Consider the following 22,692-nt stretch of genomic DNA (forward strand, 5'->3'; position numbering starts at 1 on the left):
TAGTCTCCTCGTTTCATGTCGGCGCTCTTGGCGCGGCGGGACAAAAAAGGCGGCAGTTTAGCCGTGAGCTTGCCGTTTGTGCGGCGAGCTCAAGGCCCGGTCGGGCCATCTCGCTGGTCCCTGCTCTTATGGTGTCGCGCAGTCGGATGACGGCTGTCGGACGCGGCGAATAGTAATGGTGATGTGCGGAACAGTTTTTCTTATCTAATGCCGGCAGCGAGAAAAACAGGAGAAATTTTTCTCTTTTGCTCCGTAGCATGCGATGCGTTGTCCGCGAAACCGGACGTACCAGAAAACCCATCATCGAAGGAGACAACGCCAGCCTGCGATCCTTGCGCGCCATCCGCGCGCAGGCCGATAGCCGGCGGCGGTTCACACCACCATGTCGAACACCGTGCCCCCCGTCAGCCTCGACGACAAATACACCCTCAAGACCGGCCGCGCCTGGATGACCGGCATCCAGGCCCTGGTGCGCCTGCCGATGATGCAGAAGATGCGCGACGAGGCCGCCGGGCTGAATACCGCCGGCTTCGTCACCGGCTACCGTGGCTCGCCGCTCGGCAACGTCGACCAGGAGTTCTGGAAGGCGAAGAAGTATCTCGAGCCGATGCACATCCGCTTTCAGGCCGGGCTCAACGAAGACCTCGCCGCGACCTCGGTGTGGGGCACGCAGCAGGTCAATCTGGATCCGAACGCCAAGTACGACGGCGTGTTCTCGATCTGGTACGGCAAGGGCCCGGGCGTCGATCGCACCGGCGACGTGTTCCGCCATGCCAACGCCGCCGGCACTTCGAAGCACGGTGGCGTGCTGGTGATCGCAGGCGACGACCATGCCGCCAAGTCGTCGACCCTGCCGCACCAGACCGAGCACGTGTTCAAGGCGCTGATGATGCCGGTGCTCGCCCCGGCCGGCATCCAGGAGTATCTGGAGTACGGCCTGCACGGCTTCGCGCTGTCGCGCTACTCGGGCTGCTGGGTGGCGTTCAAGGCGCTCACCGACACGGTGGAGACGTCCTCGTCGGTGGACGTCGATCCATTCAAGGTGCAGACCCTGATTCCGTCGGCCGAGGACTTCCCCTTGCCGGCCGACGGCCTCAACCTGCGCTGGCCCGACCCCCCGCTGGTGCAGGAAAAGCGCCTGCTGCACCACAAGCTCTATGCAGCGCTCGCCTACTGCCGGCTCAACAACCTGAACCGCACCGTGATCGACAGCCCGAACGCGAAGCTGGGCATCATCACCAGCGGCAAGGGCTACCTCGACGTGCGCCAGGCGCTCGACGACCTCGGCATCGACGAGGCGAAGGCGGCCGCGATCGGCCTGCGCCTGTACAAGGTCGGCATGGTGTGGCCGCTCGAGGCCGAAGGCGTGCGCAAGTTTGCCGAAGGCCTGGACGAAATCCTGGTGATCGAGGAGAAGCGCCAGTTCCTCGAGTACCAGCTGAAGGAAGAGCTCTACAACTGGAAGGACGAGGTGCGTCCGCGCGTCATCGGCAAGTTCGACGAGAAGGGGGAGTGGGCCCTGCCGCACAGCGAGTGGCTGCTGCCCGCCGCCGGCGAGCTGACCCCGGCGATGATCGCGCGCGCCATCGCCGGCCGCATCGCCCGCTTCTACACCTCCGACCGTATCAAGGCGCGGCTGGCCTTCATCGAGGCCAAGGAGGCGGCGCTGGCCAAGCCGCGGCTGTCGATTGCGCGCGTGCCGCACTACTGCTCGGGCTGCCCGCACAACACCTCGACCAAGGTGCCGGAAGGCTCGCGTGCGATCGCCGGCATCGGCTGCCATTACATGGCGACCTGGCTGTCGCCCGAGCACACCCAGACCTTCTGCCAGATGGGCGGCGAAGGTGTGCCCTGGATCGGCCAGGCACCCTTCACCGCCACGCCGCACGTGTTCGCCAACCTCGGCGACGGCACCTACATGCACTCGGGCATCCTCGCCATCCGCGCCGCGGTGGCGGCGAAGGTGAACATCACCTACAAGATCCTCTACAACGACGCGGTGGCGATGACCGGCGGCCAGCCGCACGACGGCACGCTGTCGGTGCCGATCATTGCCCGCCAGCTGCTGGCCGAGGGCGTGGGCACCGTGGTGGTGGTCAACGACGGCACGCCGCGCGCCTATGGCCCGTCCGACCTGCCGCACGGCATCGCCATCCGTCACCGCGACGAGATGGATGCCGTGCAGCGCGAGCTGCGCACGGTGCCGGCGGTGACGGCGATCATCTACGACCAGACCTGCGCCGCCGAGAAGCGCCGCCGCCGCAAGCGCGGCAAGTTCCCGGACCCGGCCAAGCGCGTGGTGATCAACGACCACGTGTGCGAAGGCTGCGGCGACTGCAGCGACAAGTCCAACTGCATGTCCGTGGGCGCGGTGGAGACCGAGTTCGGCCGCAAGCGCTTCATCGACCAGTCCTCGTGCAACAAGGATTACTCCTGCGTGAAGGGCTTCTGCCCGAGCTTCGTCACCATCGAGGGCGGCAAGCTGCGGAAGGGCAAGGCTGCCGGCAAGGCTGCCTTTGCCGAACTGCCCGAGCCCCTGCTGCCCTCCACCGCCGCGCCCTGGGGCATCCTGATCACCGGCGTCGGCGGCACCGGCGTGGTGACCATCGGCGCGCTGCTGGGCATGGCCGCGCACCTGGAAGGCAAGGGCATCTCGGTGCTCGACATGGCGGGGCTGGCGCAGAAGGGCGGCGCAGTGTGGTCGCATGTGCGCATCGCCGACAACCAGACACAACTCCATGCCGCACGGGTCGCCGCCGGCGAGGCCAACGCAGTGATCGGCTGCGACCTGGTGGTCGCCGCCAGCGACGAGTCGCTCGCCAAGATGCAGCACGGGCTGACCCGCGTCGTCATCAACCGCGACCAGACCAACACCAGCGAGTTCGTGCGCGGTTTCGCCGCCCAGGCGCGCAGCGGTAATGTTGGCGCCAATCCGGACCCGCAGTTCCCGGCTCGCTCGATGGAGGCGCAGATCGTCGACGCGGTCGGCGCGGACAAGGCCGAGTTCCTCGACGCCACCCGCATCGCCACCGATCTGCTCGGCGACTCGATCGCCACCAACCTGTTCATGCTCGGCTACGCCTGGCAGCGCGGCCTGGTGCCGCTGTCGCGCCAGGCGATCGAGCGTGCGATCCAGATCAACGGCGCCGCGGTCGAGGCCAACAAGGCCGCCTTCCTGTGGGGCCGGCGCGCCGCGGTGGACCTGAAGGCGGTGATCGAGGCCGCCAAGCCGCAGTTCGGCACGCCGGAACATCACAAGCTCTCGACCAGCGTCGACGAGGTGATCGCCCGCCGCAAGGCCCGACTCACCGACTACCAGAACGCTGCCTACGCCGAGCGCTACGCCAGGCTGGTCGAGCGCGTGCGTGCCGCGGAAGCGAAGGTCGCGCCGGGCATCACCCTGCTTACCGAGGCGGTGGCGCGGGGCTATCACAAGCTGCTCGCCTATAAGGACGAGTACGAGGTTGCGCGCCTCTATACCGAGACCGACTTCCTGAAGCGGGTCGAGGAACAGTTCGAAGGCGACTACAAGCTCGTCTTCCACCTCGCGCCGCCGACCCTGGCCGACCAGGATCCGCAGACCGGCGAGCTGAAGAAGAAGGCCTACGGCCCGTGGATGCTCAAGGCGATGCGTACGCTGGCGAAGTTCCGCCATCTGCGCGGCTCGCTGCTGGACCCCTTCGCGCGCAGCCACGACCGCAAGCTCGATCGCGAGCTGATCGCCGACTACGAGCGCATCGTCGAGGAAATCGTCGTCAACCTCGACCGCAGCAACCACGAGGCGGCGATCGAGCTGGCGGCCATCCCCGAGCAGATCCGCGGCTACGGCCATGTGCGCGAGCGCTACCTCGCCAGCGCCCGCCAGCGCCAGGCGGCCCTGCTCGAGGACTTCCGCCACCGCCGTCCGGTGAGTGCGCCGGTGGCGACCAAGGCGCGTCGGACCATCGCGATCATCCCGGGCTGACGCCGCACCGCTTTTCACCCCTGCCGTCTGACCGGCCCGCCACGAGCGGCGCCGGCGGGCTGGCTCACACCACGTTCCCATAAGGAAGGAGACACAGCATGGCCGTATTTTCCCTGAGCGACTTCGCCGATCACGAGCAGGTGGTCTTCGTCAGCGACGACAAGAGCGGACTGAAGGCGATCATCGCCGTCCACAATTCCAATCTCGGTCCGGCGCTCGGTGGCTGCCGCATGTGGCCGTATGCCTCCGAGGAGGAGGCGATTCGCGATGTGCTGCGCCTGTCGCGCGGCATGACCTACAAGTCGGCGATGGCCAATCTGAAGCTCGGCGGCGGCAAGTCCGTCATCATCGGCAACCCGCGCACGCAGAAGACGCCCGAACTGCTCGCCGCTTTTGCCCGTGCGCTGGAGCAGCTGAATGGCCGCTACATTGCCGCCGAGGATTCCGGCACCAGCGTCGCCGACATGAAGTACATGACGCAGTTCACCCGCCACGTCGCCGGCATCCACGACAAGCCCTCGGACGCGGGTACGCGCAGTGGCGACCCCTCGCCGGCCACCGCCTACGGCACCTTCATCGGCATCAAGGCGGCGGTGAAGGAGCGCCTCGGCCGTGATTCACTGGAAGGCCTGCGCGTCGCGGTGCAGGGCGTGGGCAACGTCGGCTTCGACCTCGCCCGCCAGCTCAAGGCTGCAGGCGCGCAGCTCTGGGTCACCGACATCCACCGCGAGCCGCTGGCGCAGGCTGGCAAGGAGCTGGGCGCCACCGTGGTCGCGCCGGAAGAGGTCTTCGGTCTCGACGTCGACGTCTTCGCCCCCTGCGCGCTCGGCGCCATCCTCAACGACAGCACGATCCCGCAACTGAAGGCGAAGGTCGTTGCCGGGGCCGCCAACAACCAGCTCGCCGAAGCCCGTCACGGTGCCGAGCTGATGAAGCGCGGTATCCTGTATGCGCCGGATTACGTCATCAACGCAGGCGGCATCATCGACGTGTATCACGAGCGCATCGGGTTCGACCGTGCGGCGCTGATCAAGCACATCGAGGGCATCGAGGACAACCTGATGGAGATCTTCGAGCGTGCGCGCAAGGAGGAGCGACCGACCGGCGAAGTGGCGGATGCCATCGCCGAGGAGCGCTTCAAGCGCTGAGCGTTTCCGGCGCGACCATGAAAAACGGCGACCCGCGGGTCGCCGTTTTCCTGCGTGGAGCCCGGGTGTCAGGCAGCGCGCTGCTTGCGGCGCAGGGTGCCCAGGCCGGCGAGACCGAGGCCGAGCAGGGCGAGCGTGGTCGGCTCGGGGACGGCTTGCGAGTCGGACACCGGAGGGCTCTCCACGACAGGGATGGGATTTCCGGTCAGGCTGATCCAGTCGATCCGTGCGCCTTCGTTTGCAGGGGAGTCGAAAAGGATTCCGAGAAAACCGGAGTAGCTCACGTCCGTCCAGAACCGGATGTCGATGATCTCGAGATTCGCGGCGGAGGCCCCCAGCTCGACATTCGCGCTGCTCCACCCACCGTTGCCACCCAAGCCGACAGACCAGAGGTCGGTCCAGTCGCCACCGCCGGTCCGCCAGCTGACGTTGAGGAAGTCATCGCTTTCGGAGTCCGTCAGCGGCGCCCAGTCGAAGGACAGGAACAGGTTCTCCAGGCCCAGCGTGGACACCGAGAAGGTGGCCGCTGCGTCTGGCGAGGCCGCACTGGCAGCGCCCTGGTTGTCACGCAACTGCAGGGCGTTGCCGCTGATCGCGACGTCGTTGCGGTTGTTGTTGCCACTGCGCTCGATCTCGCTCCAGCCGCCGCCAACGTTGTTGGCGTTGGAGCGATTGAAGTCGTCGCTAAAGATGGGCGCAGCCAGTGCGGATCCCGAGAGGGCCAGGGCAGCGAGCCCGAGGGCGATTGCGTTCTTTTTCATTTTTGAATCCCATGCGTTTGAATTCGGTTCGTCAGCGCGCCGGCCCTGCCGTGGGGTGGATTTGAAGCCCCTGAAATGCTGCGGCAGGCAGGCGATGTACTCAGGAAGGTTTAAGCACTTAGCGTGCCAATGATTCATCCTCCAGAGCCGGCCTGGGTTTCGTGGGAGGGCTGATCGCGCTGTAGGGCGATCCGAGGGCCCTTTACGCAAGCGCGAACCGCAACTGTAAGAACCCGCGACAGGCACCCCGACAGTGACCCCGGACGAGTGAGCTCTACGGTGCGTTTTGCGCGCGAGAGCGTGGAATGAATCACGACCCGCATTCTCTTGCGCATGGTAACGAATTTGATATTTGTCGCCTTGGATGTGCGTTCGGGCCGCAGAACTTCCCCGTTTTTTACGATTTCAGGGATTTTGTGTAAAAAAATCCGACACCTGGGTTACGCAGGTGCATCCGCCTGTGTCGTCAGCGAGGGAGGCGGCGGCGATCTGTCCAGCACGACTCATGGGGGGCAGCGCTGGCCCTGCAGGTGCGAGTGGCGCACCGGCGGGCTGTGACTTCAGGCAATCAACCGTCGCGCGAACTCGTCCGCCGGCAGTGGCCGTGCGTACAGGTAGCCCTGGACGAGGTCGCAGCCTTCGTGGCGCAGGACCTCGGCCTGTTCGATCGTCTCCACGCCTTCTGCCACCACTTCGAGGCCGAGCCCTTTCGCCAACGCGATGATGCCGCGCACCACGGCGGCCTGGCGCGGCACGCCGAGCATGTCCTGGATGAAGGCGCGGTCGATCTTCAGCGTGTCGAGCGGCAGGAAGCTCAGCTGGCTCAGCGAAGAGTAGCCCATGCCGAAATCGTCGAGCGCGAGGCGGAAACCGTATTCGTGCATGTCGCGCAGCACCGCGCGCACGAACTCCGTGTCCTGCATGATCATGCTTTCGGTCAGCTCGAGCTCGATCAGGTGTTGCGGTACGCCGCTGCGCTCGGTCTCGGCCACCAGCAAGGGCAAGAGCCCGGCGTCGAGGAAGTGCGAGGCAGCGAGATTGAGCGCCACCCCGACGATCGGCAGGCCGGCGTCGCCCCACTCGCGCAACTGGCGGCAGGCACGGCGGATGACCCACTCGCCGAGCGGAATGATCAGGCCGGTTTCTTCTGCGAGCGGGATGAAGCGGCTGGGGGGCAGCAGGCCGAGCGTCGGGTGCTGCCAGCGGATCAGGGCCTCCGCGCAGCGGATCGCGCCTTCGCGATCGTACTTGGGCTGGTAGTGCAGCATCAGGCCGCCGCCGTCCGTGCTTGCCAGTGCGGCGCGCAGTTCGGCCTCTAGTTGCAGTTGCAGGCGGGCGTCGGTGTTGATGTCGGGCGAGTAGAACTGCAGGTCGCGGACGCCGTGGCTCTTGGCGTGGTGCGTCGCCGCGATGCAGGCGCTGATCAGCTCGGAGGTCGACTGGCCGTCCGCCGGATGAATCGCGATGCCGGCACGGGCGTCGAGCATGACCTCGTTGCCACCGCTGCGGAAGGGGCGCCGGATGGCGCCCAACAATCGGTGCGCCACGCGGCTGGCCTCATGCGGCGACGGCAGGCCGGTCAGCAGCACCATGAACTCGTCGCCCCCCCAGCGTGCCAGCGTGGCGCCGATCGCAGCCTCCCCCGGCAGGCGGGCCTTGCCCGACAGGGCCTCGGCGAGCCGGCGAGCCACCTGCAGCAGCAGGGCGTCGCCCGCTTCGTGCCCCAGGCTGTCATTGACGCGCTGGTAGCGGTCGAGGTCGATATGGATGACGGCGCCGAGCGTGCCGGCCTGATGTTGCGCCAGCCGCTCGTCCAGCACCTCGGTGAAGCGCGCGCGATTGGCGAGCCCGGTGACCGGGTCGTGGCGCGTGAGGTAGTCGATGCGTTCTTCGATGCGGCGCTGGGTAGTGACGTCCTGCACCGTGCCATAGGAACGCGCGGCCGTCCCGTCGGCGTCGTACTCGAACTTCACCCGCAGCTGAATCCAGCGTATCTGACCGTCGCGCGTCAGGAAGCGGTGGATGATGTCCAGCGCGTCATGTCGTTCGATGGCCTGCGCGATGCCCTGTTGCACGCGCGTGCGGTCGTCCGGATGCACGCCCTGCATGAGGCGCTGCACGGTGGCCGGCGTCTCGAGAGGGTCGAGGTCCAGGACCGTGTACAGCTCGTCCGAGCACAGCGCGAACCCGCTGGCGCGGTCCAGCTCCCAGCTCCCGAGCCGGGCGATGACCTGCGCCTCCTGCAGGTTGCGGCGGCTCGCCTCCAGTGCCTGCAAGGTGTCGCGCGCGCGCAGCAGGAAACGCACGCGATGCGCGAGGATGCTGAAGTTGAAGGGTTTGGCAATGAAATCGGAGGCGCCGGCGTCGAAGGCCTTCTGGATCGTGTCGCTGTCGTCCAGCGATGTCATGACCAGCACCGGCAGGCGAGCATGAGCGGGCTGCGCGCGCAGCCAGGTGCAGAAGGCCAGTCCGCCGATGCCCGGCATCTGGAGGTCGAGCAGGATGATGTCCGGCCGCGTCTCGCCGAGCAGGGGGATCGCCGCCTCGGCGATTTCGGCGTCGACGACCGCGTGGCCGACGTCGGTCAACGCACTGCCGGCGAGCAGGCGGATGACGGGGTCGTCGTCGACGATGAGGATACGCGCCCGTTCAGCCACGGCAGGCCTCCATGTCGGCGATTGCCGCGTCGAGTGCCGTGACCGCCGCCTCGAAACCCTGCGCGATGTCGCCGATGCCGGCGTCGATGCTGGCTGCGTTGCCAGCGCGCAGGGCCAGCTCCACCTCGCGGCAGCGGGCCGAGAGCTGCAGCGCGCCGAGCGTGGCGCTGCTCGATTTCAGCGTGTGCGCGGCCCTCGAGGCGGTCGCCACATCACCGTCGCGCCACGCCGCCTGCAGGCTTTCGAGCTGCCGGCGCCCGTCTTCGCGGAATACGGCAACGACCTTGCGCAGCAGGGCATTCCCGCTCGAATGCTGCGTCGCGATCGTCTGCAATACGAAGGTGTCGAGCACCTCCGCCGGCGCAGGGGGTGGCGTCAAGGGGGCGAGGGGGGTGGGTGCCGGTGCGGCAGCCTGCGTGGCCGGGGCGTCGAGCCAGCGTGCGATGACCTCGACCAGCTCGGACTGGCGATAGGGCTTGGCGATGAAGTCGACCATGCCCGCTTCGAGGCAGCGTTCGCGGTCGCCCTGCATGGTGTTGGCGGTCATGGCCACGATGGGGCAACCCGCGGCGCCGTGGCGCTGGATCAGGATGCGACGGGTGGCCTCGAGACCGTCCATCACCGGCATCTGGCAGTCCATGAGGATGAGGTCGAATCGCGTGCGCTGGCAGGCAGCCACCGCTTCCGCGCCATTGTGCGCGACCTCGATGGTGAAGCCCAGGCTCTTGAGCTGGCTTGCGGCCAGCGCCTGATTCACCGGGTTGTCCTCGACCAGCAGCACGCGCAATCCCTGCCAGCGTGCGGACGTGTTGGCAGGGTCCTGCCGTGCGGCGTCCGCTGCTGCCTTCGGCGCCGGGGGCGGGGTGTCGGGCTGGGCGGCGGCGGGCACGACCGGCATCGCCAGGCTCAGGCGAAAGCTCGAGCCGCGGCCTGGGGTGCTTCGGGCGGTGATCCGGCCGCCCATCAGTTCGACGAGCTGGCGCACGATGGCAAGGCCAAGCCCGGTGCCGCCGAAGCGACGCGTGGTGGAGTTGTCAGCCTGGGCGAAGGCGTCGAACAGCTTCGGCAGCAGCGTCGGGCCGATGCCGATGCCGCTGTCGCTCACCTCGATGTCGAGCCGTGCCTCGTCGGGCCCGACACCCGGATGCGCATCCACCGTGATCGTGACCCCGCCGGATGATGTGAACTTGAGCGCGTTGCTCAGCAGGTTGTGGATGATCTGCCGGATGCGCGTGGGATCGCCGATCATCAGTGCGGGCACCGTCGGGGCGATGCGGGCCTCCAGCGTCAGCCCCTTGTCGCGGGCCATCGGCGCGTGCAGTTCGACCAGTTCGTTCACCAGCCGTGCGGGCGCGAGCGGGATGCGCTCGAGCTCCATTCGCCCGGCTTCGATCTTGGAGAAGTCGAGCAGATCGTTCAGGATCGCCAGCAGTGTCTCGCCCGACTGCAGGGCGGCATGTGCGTGACGGCTCTGCTCTGGCGTGAGCGGCGAGGACAGCAGCAGCTCGGTCATGCCGAGAATGCCGTTCATCGGCGTCCGGATCTCGTGGCTCATCGTCGCCAGGAAGCGCGACTTGGCCTGGTTGGCGGCCTCGGCGCTCTCCTTGGCGTGGCGCAGCTCGGCGGTGCGGGCCTCGACTTCGCGTTCCAGGTTGTCGCGGTGTTCGAGCAGGGCGTGACCGCGCGCCTCGATCTCGGCCAGCATGCGGTTGAACTCGTCGACGAGGGCACCGACCTCGTCGTTGCCGAACTTGCTCACGCGCACGTCGTAGCGTTGGTTGCGGATCACTTCGCCCACCGCCTGGGCGAGATCGCTGATCGGCGCGGTGATGTGCCGCTTCAGGCGCAGTCCCAGCAGGACCGCCACGGCCGCGGCGCATGCCGCGATACAGGACAGCAGCAGCAGGCCCGTGCCGAACTGACGCCAAGTGTCGGTGATGTCGGCCTCGATCTCGAGCTGTCCGATGGTTTCGCCGCCTGCCGTCACCGGCTCGCGGAAGTTCAGCCTGGTCGGCAGCAGCAGCGCGATCAGGGCTGCGTCCGCTCCGACCGCAAGGTCTGCGCTCGCCGCCGCCGCGGACGGCGGCGAGTCGTAGCTTGCAAGCAGCATGCCGTTCGCATCAAGCAGGCGCGCATGCCGGATCGTCGGGTCGGCCTGCAGCGCACCGAGGATCGCCGTGGCGGTGCGCATGTCGTTGAAGGCGAGCGCGCCCTGGCTGTTCAGGCTGGTGAGGTGGGCCAGGGTCTGGATGCGTTGCTGGGCGCCGTGATGGAACTTGTAGATGGCTCCGGCGGCGAACACGAGCATCGCCAGCAGGATGGCCGTGCCTGTGGTGCCGGCCACGATGCGGGTGAGCTTGCTGGCGATGGGCAGGTCGCGGAATCTCATTGCACCACCTGGTCGGCGAGCTGCAGCAGCTGGCTGCTCAGCATCAGGTTGGCGGCGCGGGCCGCGGCGAGGTTGACGTCGAAGCGTATGCGGCCGTCGACGATCTTCAGTTCGATCATGCCACCGTGGGCGAGGAAGCCGGGCTGGTCGCTGACGGTGAGTGTGGCCCGCTGGTTCGTCAGCAGCCGCAGGCTGTCGAGGGTCGCGGCGTCCGTTCTGTCGGCGAAGATCACGTCGCATGCCGCTTCGCCACCGGTCGCGTTCAGCGGTTGCAGCCGCAGCTGGCGGCCCTGCACGTTGCGACCGTCGAGGGCGTTGAGCTGGCCTGCGAGCGGGTAGTCGCCGGTGACGCAGAGCGTGAGCGTTTGCGTCGTCACGTCCTGTCCGTCAGGCCAGCCGGTGAACTTGATGAAGTTGAGGATGAAGACGGCCTTGACGCGCGCTTTCTCGATCGAGTCGGCGGCCCGTGCGGCACCCGCGCCCAGCGCGGCAAGCGCCATCGCGGCCACGACGAAGCCGCGGAGCAGGGGGAGGCGTAGCCGGAGGGGCGGCATCATGAGGGACTCAGTGGCGCCAGACTGCCTTTGGGTGGACGCTGCGTTCGATCAGGCGATGCAGCATTGCTGCCGAATATATCGCGAATCCGGTTGCGCGCCTGCTGTCGGGATGCGGACAGGCTAACGAAAACCGCGTCGGACCACCCCGGCGGCCTGCTCAGTTCGGGGCGTTCGTCAGGGCCAGGATGGCTTCGCCGTAGGCTTCGAGCTTGCGGTCGCCGATGCCGCTGATGGATGCGAGTTCCGATAGCGTCTGCGGACGGGCAATGGCGATCTCGCGCAGCGTGGCGTCCTGGAAAACGACGTAGGCCGGCACGTTGCGCTCCTTCGCGGTGGCGAAGCGCCACGCGCGCAGGCGGTCGAACAGCGTGGTGGGAATGCCGTCGGGGATGTCGAGCGGGGCGTTGCGCCGCTTGCCGCGACTCTTGCCGCGTTCGCGCTCGAGGCGCAGGTGGAACTCGGCTTCGCCGCGCAGCAACGGGCGGGCGGCGTCGGTGAGGCGCAGGGCGTTGTAGCGCTCGTGGTCCACCGCGACGAACTCGCGCGCCACCAGCTGGCGGAAGATCGTGCGCCAGCGCTTCTCGTCGAGCTCGCTGCCGATGCCGAAGGTGGTGATGTCCTGGTGCTGGCGCTCGATGACCTTCTCGGTGAGCTCGCCGCGCAGCACGTCGATCAGGTGGCCGGCACCGTAGCGCTGGCCGGTGCGATAGACACAGCTCAAGGCCTTGCGCGCGGCCTCGGTGGCATCCCAGGTCTGCGGCGGGTTGAGGCAGTTGTCGCAGTTGCCGCAGGGGCCGGATTCCTCGCCGAAGTAGGCCAGCAGGTGCTGGCGGCGGCAGGTGGTGGCCTCGACCAGGCCGACCAGCACGTCGAGGCGGTTGCGCGCCAGGCGCTTGAACTCCTCGCCCGCCTCCGATTCGTCGATCATGCGCCGCTGCTGCACCACGTCCTGCGCCCCCCAGGCCATCCAGGCCTGCGCGGGCAGGCCGTCACGGCCGGCGCGGCCGGTTTCCTGGTAGTAGCCCTCGATCGAGCGCGGCAGGTCGAGGTGGGCGACGAAGCGCACGTCGGGCTTGTCGATGCCCATGCCGAAGGCGATCGTCGCCACCATGATCAGCCCGTCCTCGCGCAGGAAGCGGGTCTGGTGCTCGGCGCGCATTTCCTGCGTCATGCCGGCGTGGTAGGGCAGGGCGTTGAGGCCCTGTTCCTGCAGCCAGGCGGCGGTCTCCTCCACCTTGCGACGCGACAGGCAATACACGATGCCGGCCTGCGCGGGGCATTCCTCACGGATGAAATTCAGCAGCTGGCGGCGCGGATCGTCCTTGTCGACGATGGTGTAGCGGATGTTGGGGCGGTCGAAGCTGGAGACGAAGCGGCGCGCGTGGGTCAGGTTCAGGCGCTCGGCGATCTCCTCGCGCGTCTGGCGGTCGGCGGTGGCGGTGAGCGCAATGCGCGGAATGGACGGATAGCGCTCGGGCAGGATGGAAAGCTGCAGGTACTCCGGGCGGAAATCGTGGCCCCACTGCGACACGCAGTGCGCTTCGTCGATCGCGAACAGCGCGAGCCGATGGGTGTCGCGCAGGTGATCGAGCTGGTCGAGGAAGCGCGGCGTCATCAGCCGCTCGGGTGCGACGTAGAGCAGGTCGAGGTCGCCGTCCCACAGCGCGCGCTCGACGGCGCGCGCGGCGTCCATGTCGAGGCTCGAGTTCAGGAAGGCCGCGCGCACGCCGGCCTCGACCAGTGCGCTGACCTGGTCCTGCATCAGCGCGATCAGCGGCGACACGACGATGGCCGTGCCGTCGCGCATCAGCGCCGGGATCTGGTAGCACAGCGACTTGCCGCCGCCGGTCGGCATCAGTACCAGCGCATCGCCGCCCGTCGCCACGTGCTCGACGATGGCCTGCTGCTCGCCGCGGAAGGCGGGGTAGCCGAAGACATGCTGGAGGATGTGAAGCGCCGACTGCGGCGTGCGAGGGGCGGAGCTGGGGTAGGGGGGCGATGCGAACGCGGTGTCCATGGGGGCGCATTGTACCGGCTTCGTTGCGGGAGCCTGCGGCTGGTGATGCTGCGGGAGGGGGCGCACGCGCTTTCAGTGTTAACGACTTTGTCGTGGACAAACGTGGAACAGCTGCCTAGCATTCGCTTGCGGCCGGCAGCGTGCTGTCCGCTTATCGCCCCCCATCTTTGAGCCTCGTCCGCCATGAATGCTGCCCCTCCGGAAGAGATCGCCTTCAACATCGCCGCGGTCGAGCGCGACACCGGCCTGCCAAAGGACACCTTGCGTGTGTGGGAGCGCCGTTACGGCTTCCCTGCGCCGGCGCGCGACGCCAATGGCGAGCGGCAGTACCCGCCCGAGCAGGTCGAGAAGTTGCGCCTGATCCGTCGCCTGCTGGATCACGGCCACCGCCCGGCGAAGATCTGCGGCGCCTCGTCCGAAGAGCTGGCGCAGCTGCTCGCGCAGTACGGGCGTGCCGCCGCTGCCGGGGAGGAGGGCGGATGCGACAACCGCCTGCTCGAGTGCGTCTGCCTGCACCGCAGTGCCGAACTGGCGGTCGGCTTGCGCCAGGCCCTGCTCAAGCAGGGGCTTCAGCGTTTCGTCGTCGACACGGTTGCGCCGCTGGCCGCGGCGGTGGGCGAAGCCTGGCTGCGCGGCGAGGTCGATGTGTCGGAGGAGCATCTGTTCACCGAGCAGGTGCAGAACCTGCTGCGCAGCGCCATCGGCGCGCAGGCTGGTGCTGGCGGGCGTCCGCGCGTCCTTCTCACCACCCTGCCCGACGAGGTGCATGTGCTGGGCCTGCTGATGGCGGAAGCCATGCTCGTGCCCGAGGGCGCTTCCTGCGTGTCGCTCGGCACCCGCACGCCGCTGGCCGATATCCGCAATGCGGCGACCGGGGGCGGTTTCGACATCGTCGGCCTGTCGTTCAGCATCGCCTATCCGGCACGCCAGGCGGTCGACGATCTGCTGCAACTGCGCGCCAGCCTGCCGTCGCACGTCGCCCTGTGGGCGGGGGGGGCAGCGGTGCGCGACCGTCAGCGCCGCCTGCCGGGGGTGCGGGTGGTGGGCGATCTGGACGACACCCTCGTCGCCCTGCACGAGTGGCGCAGCGCCCACGAGCGTGGGGGCTGAGCTTCACGTGCCATTGCTGTTGGCCGGGTCGCTGTCACCCGCACGCTCGGCCTCATCGTTGCGTGCCACTTCGGCAGCCGATGTGCCTTCATCCAGTGCCGCGAGCATGCGCGCGGCCTTCGCCACCTGCTCGGTGGCGCGGCGCTCCAGGCTCGCCAGGCGAAGCCAGTCCTGCATGGTGTGAATGTCGAGGCGGGCGTGCGCACCGCCAAGCAGCAGGGCGGCCTTCAGTTCCTGGTAACGGGCTTCCGCCTCCTCCAGGCGCACCGACACTGCGCCGGGGCTGAAGTCCGGGCGCCCGGGGTCGGCGGCTTCGGCCAGGCGGGCGACGGACTGGCGGAAGGTCTCGATCTCGGCGGAGAAGTCGCGCGTTGCCGTGCGTGCCAGATTGCCGGCAAGGGCGACTGCCTCGCGCATCAGCATGGCCGTCGTTTCCTGGTACTGCAGCGTGCGCAGGCTATGCGCCAGCGTCTCGACGAGGGCGGGCGGCAGGCTGGCGCCGCTCAGCTGGCGCGCGTAGTTGCCGATGGCGGGGGCCAGTGCCTGCAGGGCCGAGGTTTCGTGCTCGACGCTCGCTTCGTCCGGCGGCAGGCGGTTGGCTGCCGCCAGCGCGGCGACGGCGAAGCCCTGGGTGCGTGACAGCTCCATGCGCAGCGCGTGGATCGCCAGGTCGGGGATCGCCAGCGAGTTCGTGTCCAGGTAGTGCGGCCGCGCCACTTCCTCCTCGCGCGTGCGGAAGCGGCTCGACAGCGAGCGCAGCATCAGGGGGGCGATCGGCACCATCAGCAGCACGCCGAGCAGGTTGAAGGCCGTGTGGAACATCGCGATCATCACCGCCGGCGTTGCCGGCTGCTCGAACCATTCGCGCAGCACGCCGAGCAGCGCGATCAGCAGCGGAAGCATCAGCAGCGCGACGGCACCGGTCACCAGGTTGAACAGCACGTGGGCGGCGGCCAGGCGGCGCGCGTTGGAGGTCGCGCCCATCGCCGACAGGATGGCGGTGGAGGTCGTCCCGATGTTGGTGCCGATGACCATCGCGCAGGCAGCTTCGACCGTCAGCAGCCCGCCCTGCGCCGCGGTGATGACGATGGCGATGACCGCGCCGGATGCCTGCATCAGCACCGTGAGCAGGGTGCCGATGCCGATCAGGATCAGCCAGCCGGTGAGGCCGGGCGCGATGAAGTCCTGCAGGTCCACCATGCTGCCGACGCCCGAGAAGCTGTCCTTGAGCACGTCGATGCCGAGGAAGAGCACGCCGAATCCCGCGAGCGCCTGTCCCAGCGCACGTGATCGCACCGTGCGGCCGGCGAGCATCAGCACGGCGCCGATGCCGACGAAGGGCAGGGCGAAGGCGTCGATCCTGAAGCCGAAGCCCAGGGCCGCGACGAGCCAGGCGTTCATCGTCGTGCCGACGTTGGAGCCGAAGATGACCCACAGCGCGTTCTTCAGCGACAGCAGGCCGGTGTTGACGAAACCGATGCTGGCGACGGTGACGGCCGTCGACGACTGCACCAGCGCAGTGATGGTCATGCCAGCGGCGAGGCCGCGTGGCGCCGTGGCGGTGCCGCGTTCGAGCAGCCCCTCCAGGGCACGGCCGGCGGCGAGTTTCAAGCCCTCGGTCATCATGTGCATGCCGATGAGGAACAGGCCGATGCCGCCCAGAAGGGCGGAAATCAGCTCGAAAGCAGTGGGGACGGGCGTTTCCAGGGGGTGCTCCGGCGGGGCGAGGGATGGCCTAAGCGTAATACCGCAAGTCGTTTCGTGGAAGCGCACAAAATTGTCCACGACAAAATATTGACAGTCGGATTGGGCTGACCTACTGTTCAGTTGCAAACGACATTTGTCCAGGACAAATCATGAAATACGCAGCCAAGCTCCCCCGCATTCCCGCCCTTGTTCTTGGTCTCGTGACGATTCTTGGCGCGACCCAGGCAGTCGCTGTTCAGCCGGGCGCCACGTGCAGCCCGGTGCAGCGGGCGGATAACCCGGCGCCCAAGGGGCCGGCGTCCATCGATCTCATGTTGTTCGCCCATCGGACCGACATCGCGCCCTTGCGTGTTCCCGCCGCCTCCGCTTCGGCGGTACAAGCCGAGCGCCGCTGATGAACGCGCCAGAGCATCTTTTCCGGGCCGGCGTCGGCGATCGGGCTGATGGCGGCCTGAGCCCGGGTGAACGCGTCGCGGTCATCGGCAGCGGGATCGCGGGCCTGTCCACCGCGTGGTTGCTCGCAGACCATGCGCGGGTGACGGTGTTCGAGGCCGGCCCAGAGGCGGGCGGCCACACGCACACCGTGGATGTGACGCTGGGCGCCGTCTCGCATCCGGTTGACACCGGCTTCCTCGTCTTCAACCGTCGCACCTATCCCAATCTGTGCGCCCTGTTCGCGACGCTGGGCGTGGAAGCGGTCGAGACCGAGATGAGTTTCGGCGTCAGCCTGGCCGAGCCCGGCATCGAGTGGGCGGGAACCGATCTTGCGAGCGTGTTCGCCCAGCCGCGCAACCTCGTGCGGCCAGCCTTCCACGGGATGCTGCGCGACATCATGCGCTTCAACCGCGACACGACGCAGATGGCGCGGGCCGGACAGCTCCCGCAACTGTCGCTCGGTGACTTCCTCGTGCTCGAGGACTACAGCGATGCGTTCCGCGACTGGTATCTGCTGCCGATGGCGGCGGCGATCTGGTCCTGCCCGACGAGCACGATGCTCGACTATCCGCTGGCGACCTTCGTGCGCTTCTGCCACAACCATGGCCTGCTGCAGATCTTCGATCGCCCGCAGTGGCTCACGGTGAAGAACGGCGGCCGCAGCTATGTGCGCAGGATGCTGCAGAAGATCGACGACCTGCGGCTGAATAGTCCGGTCACGATGGTCTCGCGTGACGAGACCGGCGTGTGGGTCAGTTCGTCGCAGGGCACGGAGCGCTTCGACCGCATCGTGTTCGCCTGCCACAGCGATCAGGCCCTGGCCATCCTCGGCGCGCAGGCGAGTGCGGAGGAGCGGCGCATCCTCGGCGCGGTGCGCTACCAGGACAACGTCGCGCTGCTGCATACCGATGCGAACCTGCTGCCCGCACGCCGCAAGGTGTGGTCGGCGTGGAACTACCTGGCGGGGAAGGGGGAACCGGATACCCGCCCGGTCTCGGTCAGCTACCTGATCAACCGCCTGCAGCCGCTGCCGTTCGAGACGCCGGTCGTCGTGTCGCTCAACCCCTTCCGCGAGCCCGCGCCCGAGCGCCTGATCAAGCGCATCACCTACGCGCATCCGGTGTTCGACCATGGTGCCATCGACGCCCAGAATCGCCTGCCGCGTATCCAGGGCCGCAACCGCAGCTGGTTCGCCGGTGCATGGACGGGCTACGGCTTCCACGAGGATGGCCTGCGTTCGGCGATGGCGGTGGCCGAGTCGATGGGCGTCGCGGTGCCCTGGCGCGAGGCCGTCGCCGGCGCGGTCGAGGCGGGCGGAACATGGTGAGCGATTCGGTCGCGATGGATCGTGGCAGCCTGGCGGCGGCGGCGGTCGGCGATCTCGAGCCCGCGGTGTGCTTCGGCGCGGTGATGCACGAGCGCCACGTCGCGGCGCATAACCGGTTCGTCTATCCGTCGGCTTTCCTGCGGCTGCCCCTGTCGCGGATCGACGCATTGCGCGTGCCCTTGCTGGGCATCGAACGCGCCGCGGCTTTCAGCTTCCGTCGCCGCGACCACGGTGCGCGCGACGGTTCTCCCCTGCTGCCCTGGCTGCACCGCATCCTCGATGCGCACGGGCTGAGGCACGCCTGCGACGGCGAGGTGGTGCTGCAGACCATGCCGCGCGTGCTCGGCTACGTGTTCAACCCGGTCAGTTTCTGGTTCTGCCACGACGCATCGGGCCGGCTGCGCGTGGTGCTGGCCGAGGTCAGCAACACCTTCGGCGAACGTCACAACTATCGGGTGCACCACCCCGACCTGCGCCCGATCGAGTCCGGCGACGAGCTGCGCGCAAGCAAGATCTTCCACGTCTCGCCCTTCTTCCCGGTGCGTGGCGAATACCGCTTCCGCTTCGAGCGCAGGCTCGGCCTGCACGCGGTCACGGTCGACCTGTGGGACGACGGCGTGCTGCAGCTTTCGACCCGCCTCGGAGGCCGCGCCGAGGCGCTCGACGGCCGCGCGATGCGGCGCTGGCTGCTGCGCCAGCCCTTCATGACCCTGGGCGTGATCGCCCGTATCCATTGGCAGGCCCTGCGCCTTGCCGTCCGGCGTGTGCGTTTCCACTCGAAGCCGCTGCCGCCGCTCGAGGAGACCTCGCGATGAACGCCCTGGAAAATGCCCTGCAGCCGCTCGCCAGCATCAAGCTGTCGCGCTTGCCCCGCGCCACCCGGCTGGCGCTGGAGATCTTCGACCGCCTCGACGGCGGCGCGCTCGCCATCGAGCTGCCCGACGGCACGCACCTGCGTGCGGGCCACGGGCCGCTGGTCGCCCACCTGCGCGTGCGCGACCACGCGGTGTTCGACGAGACCCTGGCGCGCGGCGACATCGGTTTCGGCGAAAGCTGGATGGACGGGCTGTGGGACACCGAGGACCTGACCGGCCTGCTGACCCTGCTGTCGCGCAACCGCGCGCGCATCGGCGAAGCGATCTACGGCCGCATGTTCCGCATGCTGGGCCACCGCATCGCCCACCTGCTGCGAGCCAACACCCGCACCGGTTCGCGCCGCAACATCGAGGCCCACTACGACCTCGGCAATGACTTCTATTCGCTGTGGCTCGATCCGTCGATGACCTACTCCGCCGCGGTGTTCGACTCGCCCACCGAGTCACTTCATGACGCCCAGCTGCGCAAGTACCGCCGCATCCTGGGCGAGCTTGGCGTGCAGCCGGGGCAGACCCTTCTCGAAGTCGGCTGCGGCTGGGGCGGTTTCGCCGAGGTGGCCGCGACCGAATTCGGCTGCCGCGTGCTCTGCATCACCCTGTCGCCGTCGCAGCTCGCCTACGCCCGGGCGCGCGCCGAGCGCGGCGGGTTTGCCGACCGTGTGGACTTCGCCCTGTGCGATTACCGCGACGTGCGCGGCCAGTACGACCACGTCGTCTCGATCGAGATGATCGAGGCGGTGGGCGAGCGCTTCTGGCCGACCTACTTTGCCCAACTCTCTGCCTTGCTCAAGCCGGGCGGGCGTTGCGTGGTGCAGGCGATCACGATCGCGGATGCCCTGTTTGGGCGCTACCGGCGCGGAACCGACTTCATCCAGCGTCACGTGTTCCCCGGCGGCATGCTGCCCAGCCCGGTGGAGGTGGGACGCCAGGCGCAGGATGCCGGGCTCGCGGTGGTGGGCGATTTCGCCTTCGGCCGGGACTACGCCCGCACGCTGGCGCACTGGCATGCCCGCTTCGAGGCGCAGTGGCCGGCGATCAAGGCGCAGGGCTTCGACGAGCGCTTCCGCCGCATGTGGCGTTTCTACCTGGCCTATTGCGAGGCCGGCTTCGAGACCGGTGACATCGACGTCCATCACTATGTCTTCGCTCACGCAGGAGAAGCCGGATGAACGCGACACGGCGCCGTGCGCGACTTGGCGCCTGCGTGGCTGCGGGGCTTGCGCTGGCGCTGCAGGTGACGTCGCTGTACGCCTACGTGCTGCCCGCCGCCGAAGAGTTCGCGCCCGCGCCGCTACGTGTACTCGGAGAGGGCGAGATGCGCTGGCTGGGCTTCAAGCTCTACGACGTGCGGTTGCTGGTGGCGGCCGGGGCGAGTGTGCCCGAGGCCGATCCCCATGCGCTGGCGATCCGCTACGCGCGCGACATCGACGGCCGCCGCCTGGTGGACACGAGCATCGACGAGATGCGCCGCCTCGGCGAGCGCGACGAAGCGACGCTGCAGCGCTGGCGCGACGAACTCGCGCGCGCGCTGCCATCCGTGCGGGCGGGCGACACACTCGTCGGGCTGCACCAGCCCGGCGAAGGGGCCCGTTTCTGGCACGAAGGGCGGCTGACCGCCGAGATCGACGACCCCGAACTTGCGCGCGCCTTCTTCGCCATCTGGCTCGATGCGCGCACACGTGAGCCCGAGTTGCGCGCCCGCCTGCTCGGACTGGACGGACGCGCGCAATGAACGCGGACGGCGTTCGGCGGCGGGACCTGCTCGCCTATGGCGCGCTCGGGCTGCCGCTCGCCTTCGCGGCCTTGCCGCTGTACGTCCATGTGCCACGGCTCTATGCCGAGCTTGGCCTGCCGCTGGCGACCGTCGGCGCCGTCCTGCTGGCCGCGCGCATTGTCGATGCCTTGACCGATCCCCTGATCGGCTGGGCGCTCGACCGCCGGCCCGGCCGCCGTGCCTGGGTGGCTGCCGCGCTGCCGCTGCTGGGCTTCGGCATGATCGGCCTGCTTGCGCCGCCGGACGGTGCGGGCGCCCTGTGGTTGTTCGTGCTGCTGGTGCTGGTCTCGCTCGGCTACTCGGTGGCGAGCATCGCTCACAACGCCTGGGGCGCGGAGGTGGCGCCGACCTCCGCGCTGCGCACGCGCTTCGTCGCCAGTCGCGAGGGTTTCGCGCTTTTCGGGGTGATGCTGGCTGCCGCCCTGCCGGCGCTGCTGGCCGCCGAGGGTGGCGAGGTGGGCGGGCTGGCGCGGCTGGCCCAGGTCTTCATCCCGCTGCTGCTGGTCTTCGGCCTGTGGACCCTGTGGCGGGCGCCACTGCCGGCAAGCGCGGCACCCGCCCGGCGCCCGGTGCTCGCCGGGCTCTGGGCGGCCTTGCGCGTGCCCGGCTTCAGCCGGCTGCTGGCGGTATTCGCGGTCAACGGCATCGCCGCGGCCATCCCGTCGGCGACGGTGCTGTTCTTCGTTGCCGACGTGCTTGGCGCCACCGCCTTCGCCGGCGCCTTCCTGGTGCTGTATTTCGCCGCGGCAGCGGCCAGCCTGCCGCTGTGGGTCCGCATCTCGCAGCGGGTCGGCAAGTTGCGCGCGTGGTTGGCCGGCATGGGGCTGGCGGTGGTGGTGTTCGGCTGGGCGGCGACCATCGGGCAGGGTGATCTGCTCGCCTACGGCGCGATCTGCGTGCTGTCCGGCGTGGCGCTCGGCGCCGACCTGAGCCTGCCGCCGTCGCTGCTTGCCGACCTGCTGGCGCGGGACGATACGCAAGGCGGTGGGGGCTCGCACGCGGGCGCCTGCTTCGGCTGGTGGAACTTCGTGACCAAGGCCAACCTCGCGCTCGCCGCGGGCCTGGCGCTGCCGCTGCTCGCTGCCCTCGGCTACGCGCCCGGCGCGACGGCGCCCGATGCGCTGGCGGCCTTGTCGGTGGTGTACGCGGTGGTGCCGGTGGGATTGAAGCTGCTGGCCGTCGCCCTGCTGTGGTGCTGGCGCCACGTCCTCGAATCCGCGTCCGCGCCGCAGCTGCCTGCGGCTGCACGGACGCCCTGCGGAGCCTGTGAAACGTGAAGCGAATCCTTTGTGTGATGGTGGCCCTGTTCGGGCTGTGGGGGTGCAGTTCGGTGGAGATCGACAAATACCGCAGCGAGACGCCGGTGCTGGACCTGCGCGAGTACTTCAACGGCACGCTCGAGGCGCATGGCATCTTCCAGGACCGTTCCGGCGAAGTGGTCAAGCGCTTCACCGTGATCATCGACGCGACCTGGCAGGGCGAGGTCGGGACGCTGGACGAGCGCTTCACCTATTCGGACGGCAACACGCAGCGCCGGGTGTGGACGATTACCCGCACTGGCGAGGGGCGCTACGTCGGCCGTGCCGACGACGTGGTCGGCGAGGCGCGCGGCGAGTCGGCCGGCAACGCGTTGCGCTGGCGCTACGTGCTGGCCTTGCCGGTCGATGGCAAGGTCTACAACGTCGACTTCGATGACTGGATGTTCCTGATGGACGACCGCGTGATGCTGAACCGTTCGGTGATGAGCAAGTGGGGCTTCCGCCTCGGCGAGGTCACCCTGTCCTTCTACAAGCGAGGTGGCTGATGGGCTGGCTGGCGCCGCTCAACGCGCCGATCCGCGACTGGCAGGGGCGGCGGGTGTGGCTGGTCGGGGCCTCGACCGGCATCGGCGCTGCGCTGGCGCAGGCCCTGGCGGCGCGTGGTGCGCGTGTCGCGGTCTCGGCCCGCAGCCGCGAGCGGCTCGAGGCTCTG

At 68.5% G+C, this 22,692-nt stretch carries 17 protein-coding genes; 11 read left to right on the plus strand and 6 right to left on the minus strand.

The features are described 5' to 3' along the window. The first annotated feature begins 382 nt into the window (after positions 1–382). Entirely contained in the window at positions 383–3,964 is a 3,582-nt protein-coding gene (locus C664_RS04925) for an indolepyruvate ferredoxin oxidoreductase family protein (RefSeq protein WP_004254094.1), read from the plus strand. Between the two features lie 98 nt (positions 3,965–4,062). Further along, positions 4,063–5,112, plus strand: coding sequence for a Glu/Leu/Phe/Val dehydrogenase dimerization domain-containing protein (locus C664_RS04930; protein WP_004254096.1), 1,050 nt, complete (start codon positions 4,063–4,065; stop codon positions 5,110–5,112). A gap of 68 nt (positions 5,113–5,180) precedes the next feature. On the opposite strand, the gene C664_RS20785 is transcribed toward C664_RS04930, so the two are convergent. The 5 genes from C664_RS20785 to recQ form a co-directional block, all read right to left on the minus strand. Further along, positions 5,181–5,873 carry a PEP-CTERM sorting domain-containing protein gene (locus C664_RS20785; protein WP_004254097.1) on the minus strand — a complete coding sequence of 231 codons (693 nt, stop codon included), beginning with the start codon at positions 5,871–5,873 and terminating at the stop codon, positions 5,181–5,183. 560 nt (positions 5,874–6,433) lie between these two features. Beyond that, a complete protein-coding gene (locus tag C664_RS04940) occupies positions 6,434–8,530 on the minus strand; it encodes a putative bifunctional diguanylate cyclase/phosphodiesterase (protein WP_004254098.1) in 2,097 nt (698 codons plus the stop codon). Next, entirely contained in the window at positions 8,523–10,919 is a 2,397-nt protein-coding gene (locus C664_RS04945) for an ATP-binding protein (RefSeq protein WP_004254099.1), read from the minus strand. The genes C664_RS04940 and C664_RS04945 overlap by 8 nt, the downstream gene beginning before the upstream one ends. Further along, entirely contained in the window at positions 10,916–11,476 is a 561-nt protein-coding gene (locus tag C664_RS04950; RefSeq protein ID WP_004254100.1) for a YfiR family protein, read from the minus strand. The genes C664_RS04945 and C664_RS04950 overlap by 4 nt, the downstream gene beginning before the upstream one ends. A 157-nt stretch (positions 11,477–11,633) precedes the next feature. After that, on the minus strand, positions 11,634–13,493 hold the full coding sequence (gene recQ, locus C664_RS04955) for a DNA helicase RecQ (RefSeq protein WP_004254101.1): 1,860 nt from the start codon (positions 13,491–13,493) through the stop codon (positions 11,634–11,636). Between the two features lie 183 nt (positions 13,494–13,676). Here recQ and C664_RS04960 point away from each other — a divergent pair, with 183 nt between their 5' ends. Beyond that, entirely contained in the window at positions 13,677–14,603 is a 927-nt protein-coding gene (locus C664_RS04960; protein WP_004254120.1) for a MerR family transcriptional regulator, read from the plus strand. Positions 14,604–14,606: 3 nt separating this feature from the next. Here the strand turns inward: C664_RS04960 and C664_RS04965 are convergent, their stop codons facing one another. Next, positions 14,607–16,235 (minus strand): Na/Pi symporter, encoded by a 1,629-nt coding sequence (locus C664_RS04965; protein ID WP_051019114.1) that lies wholly within the window; start codon positions 16,233–16,235, stop codon positions 14,607–14,609. A gap of 224 nt (positions 16,236–16,459) precedes the next feature. Between C664_RS04965 and C664_RS04970 the strand changes: the two genes are divergently transcribed. From C664_RS04970 to C664_RS05005, 8 genes are all read left to right on the plus strand, one after another. Beyond that, positions 16,460–16,705, plus strand: coding sequence for a hypothetical protein (locus tag C664_RS04970; protein ID WP_004254122.1), 246 nt, complete (start codon positions 16,460–16,462; stop codon positions 16,703–16,705). Further along, on the plus strand, positions 16,705–18,072 hold the full coding sequence (locus C664_RS04975; protein WP_004254124.1) for an NAD(P)/FAD-dependent oxidoreductase: 1,368 nt from the start codon (positions 16,705–16,707) through the stop codon (positions 18,070–18,072). Before C664_RS04970 ends, C664_RS04975 begins: the two co-directional genes overlap by 1 nt. Then, positions 18,066–18,887, plus strand: a complete 822-nt coding sequence (locus tag C664_RS04980) for a DUF1365 domain-containing protein (RefSeq protein WP_004254132.1) — start codon at positions 18,066–18,068, stop codon at positions 18,885–18,887. Before C664_RS04975 ends, C664_RS04980 begins: the two co-directional genes overlap by 7 nt. After that, positions 18,884–20,116, plus strand: a complete 1,233-nt coding sequence (locus C664_RS04985; protein ID WP_004254156.1) for an SAM-dependent methyltransferase — start codon at positions 18,884–18,886, stop codon at positions 20,114–20,116. The genes C664_RS04980 and C664_RS04985 overlap by 4 nt, the downstream gene beginning before the upstream one ends. Beyond that, the gene (locus C664_RS04990) at positions 20,113–20,679 is read left to right on the plus strand and encodes a chalcone isomerase family protein (RefSeq protein WP_004254159.1); all 567 of its coding nucleotides are present in this window, start codon (positions 20,113–20,115) and stop codon (positions 20,677–20,679) included. Before C664_RS04985 ends, C664_RS04990 begins: the two co-directional genes overlap by 4 nt. Continuing rightward, positions 20,676–21,998 carry an MFS transporter gene (locus C664_RS04995; protein WP_004254161.1) on the plus strand — a complete coding sequence of 441 codons (1,323 nt, stop codon included), beginning with the start codon at positions 20,676–20,678 and terminating at the stop codon, positions 21,996–21,998. The genes C664_RS04990 and C664_RS04995 overlap by 4 nt, the downstream gene beginning before the upstream one ends. A 17-nt stretch (positions 21,999–22,015) precedes the next feature. Then, positions 22,016–22,525, plus strand: coding sequence for a DUF3833 domain-containing protein (locus tag C664_RS05000; RefSeq protein ID WP_004254170.1), 510 nt, complete (start codon positions 22,016–22,018; stop codon positions 22,523–22,525). Beyond that, positions 22,525–22,692: SDR family NAD(P)-dependent oxidoreductase (locus C664_RS05005; RefSeq protein ID WP_004254173.1), on the plus strand; the 168-nt coding region annotated here is incomplete at its 3' end. The genes C664_RS05000 and C664_RS05005, both read left to right, overlap by 1 nt.

Origin of the sequence: Thauera sp. 63, from assembly GCF_000310165.2 — a bacterium.
Lineage (GTDB): Bacteria > Pseudomonadota > Gammaproteobacteria > Burkholderiales > Rhodocyclaceae > Thauera > Thauera humireducens.

Bases quoted from the DNA above. Each gene is read 5' to 3' on its own strand.
- C664_RS04925 (WP_004254094.1), top strand. From the start codon at position 383: ATGTCGAACACCGTGCCCCCCGTCAGCCTCGACGACAAATACACCCTC.
- C664_RS04930 (WP_004254096.1), top strand. From the start codon at position 4,063: ATGGCCGTATTTTCCCTGAGCGACTTCGCCGATCACGAGCAGGTGGTC.
- C664_RS20785 (WP_004254097.1), bottom strand. From the start codon at position 5,873: ATGAAAAAGAACGCAATCGCCCTCGGGCTCGCTGCCCTGGCCCTCTCG.
- C664_RS04945 (WP_004254099.1), bottom strand. From the start codon at position 10,919: ATGAGATTCCGCGACCTGCCCATCGCCAGCAAGCTCACCCGCATCGTG.
- C664_RS04950 (WP_004254100.1), bottom strand. From the start codon at position 11,476: ATGATGCCGCCCCTCCGGCTACGCCTCCCCCTGCTCCGCGGCTTCGTC.
- recQ (WP_004254101.1), bottom strand. From the start codon at position 13,493: ATGGACACCGCGTTCGCATCGCCCCCCTACCCCAGCTCCGCCCCTCGC.
- C664_RS04960 (WP_004254120.1), top strand. From the start codon at position 13,677: ATGAATGCTGCCCCTCCGGAAGAGATCGCCTTCAACATCGCCGCGGTC.
- C664_RS04965 (WP_051019114.1), bottom strand. From the start codon at position 16,235: ATGCACATGATGACCGAGGGCTTGAAACTCGCCGCCGGCCGTGCCCTG.
- C664_RS04970 (WP_004254122.1), top strand. From the start codon at position 16,460: ATGAAATACGCAGCCAAGCTCCCCCGCATTCCCGCCCTTGTTCTTGGT.
- C664_RS04975 (WP_004254124.1), top strand. From the start codon at position 16,705: ATGAACGCGCCAGAGCATCTTTTCCGGGCCGGCGTCGGCGATCGGGCT.
- C664_RS04980 (WP_004254132.1), top strand. From the start codon at position 18,066: ATGGTGAGCGATTCGGTCGCGATGGATCGTGGCAGCCTGGCGGCGGCG.
- C664_RS04985 (WP_004254156.1), top strand. From the start codon at position 18,884: ATGAACGCCCTGGAAAATGCCCTGCAGCCGCTCGCCAGCATCAAGCTG.
- C664_RS04990 (WP_004254159.1), top strand. From the start codon at position 20,113: ATGAACGCGACACGGCGCCGTGCGCGACTTGGCGCCTGCGTGGCTGCG.
- C664_RS04995 (WP_004254161.1), top strand. From the start codon at position 20,676: ATGAACGCGGACGGCGTTCGGCGGCGGGACCTGCTCGCCTATGGCGCG.
- C664_RS05000 (WP_004254170.1), top strand. From the start codon at position 22,016: ATGGTGGCCCTGTTCGGGCTGTGGGGGTGCAGTTCGGTGGAGATCGAC.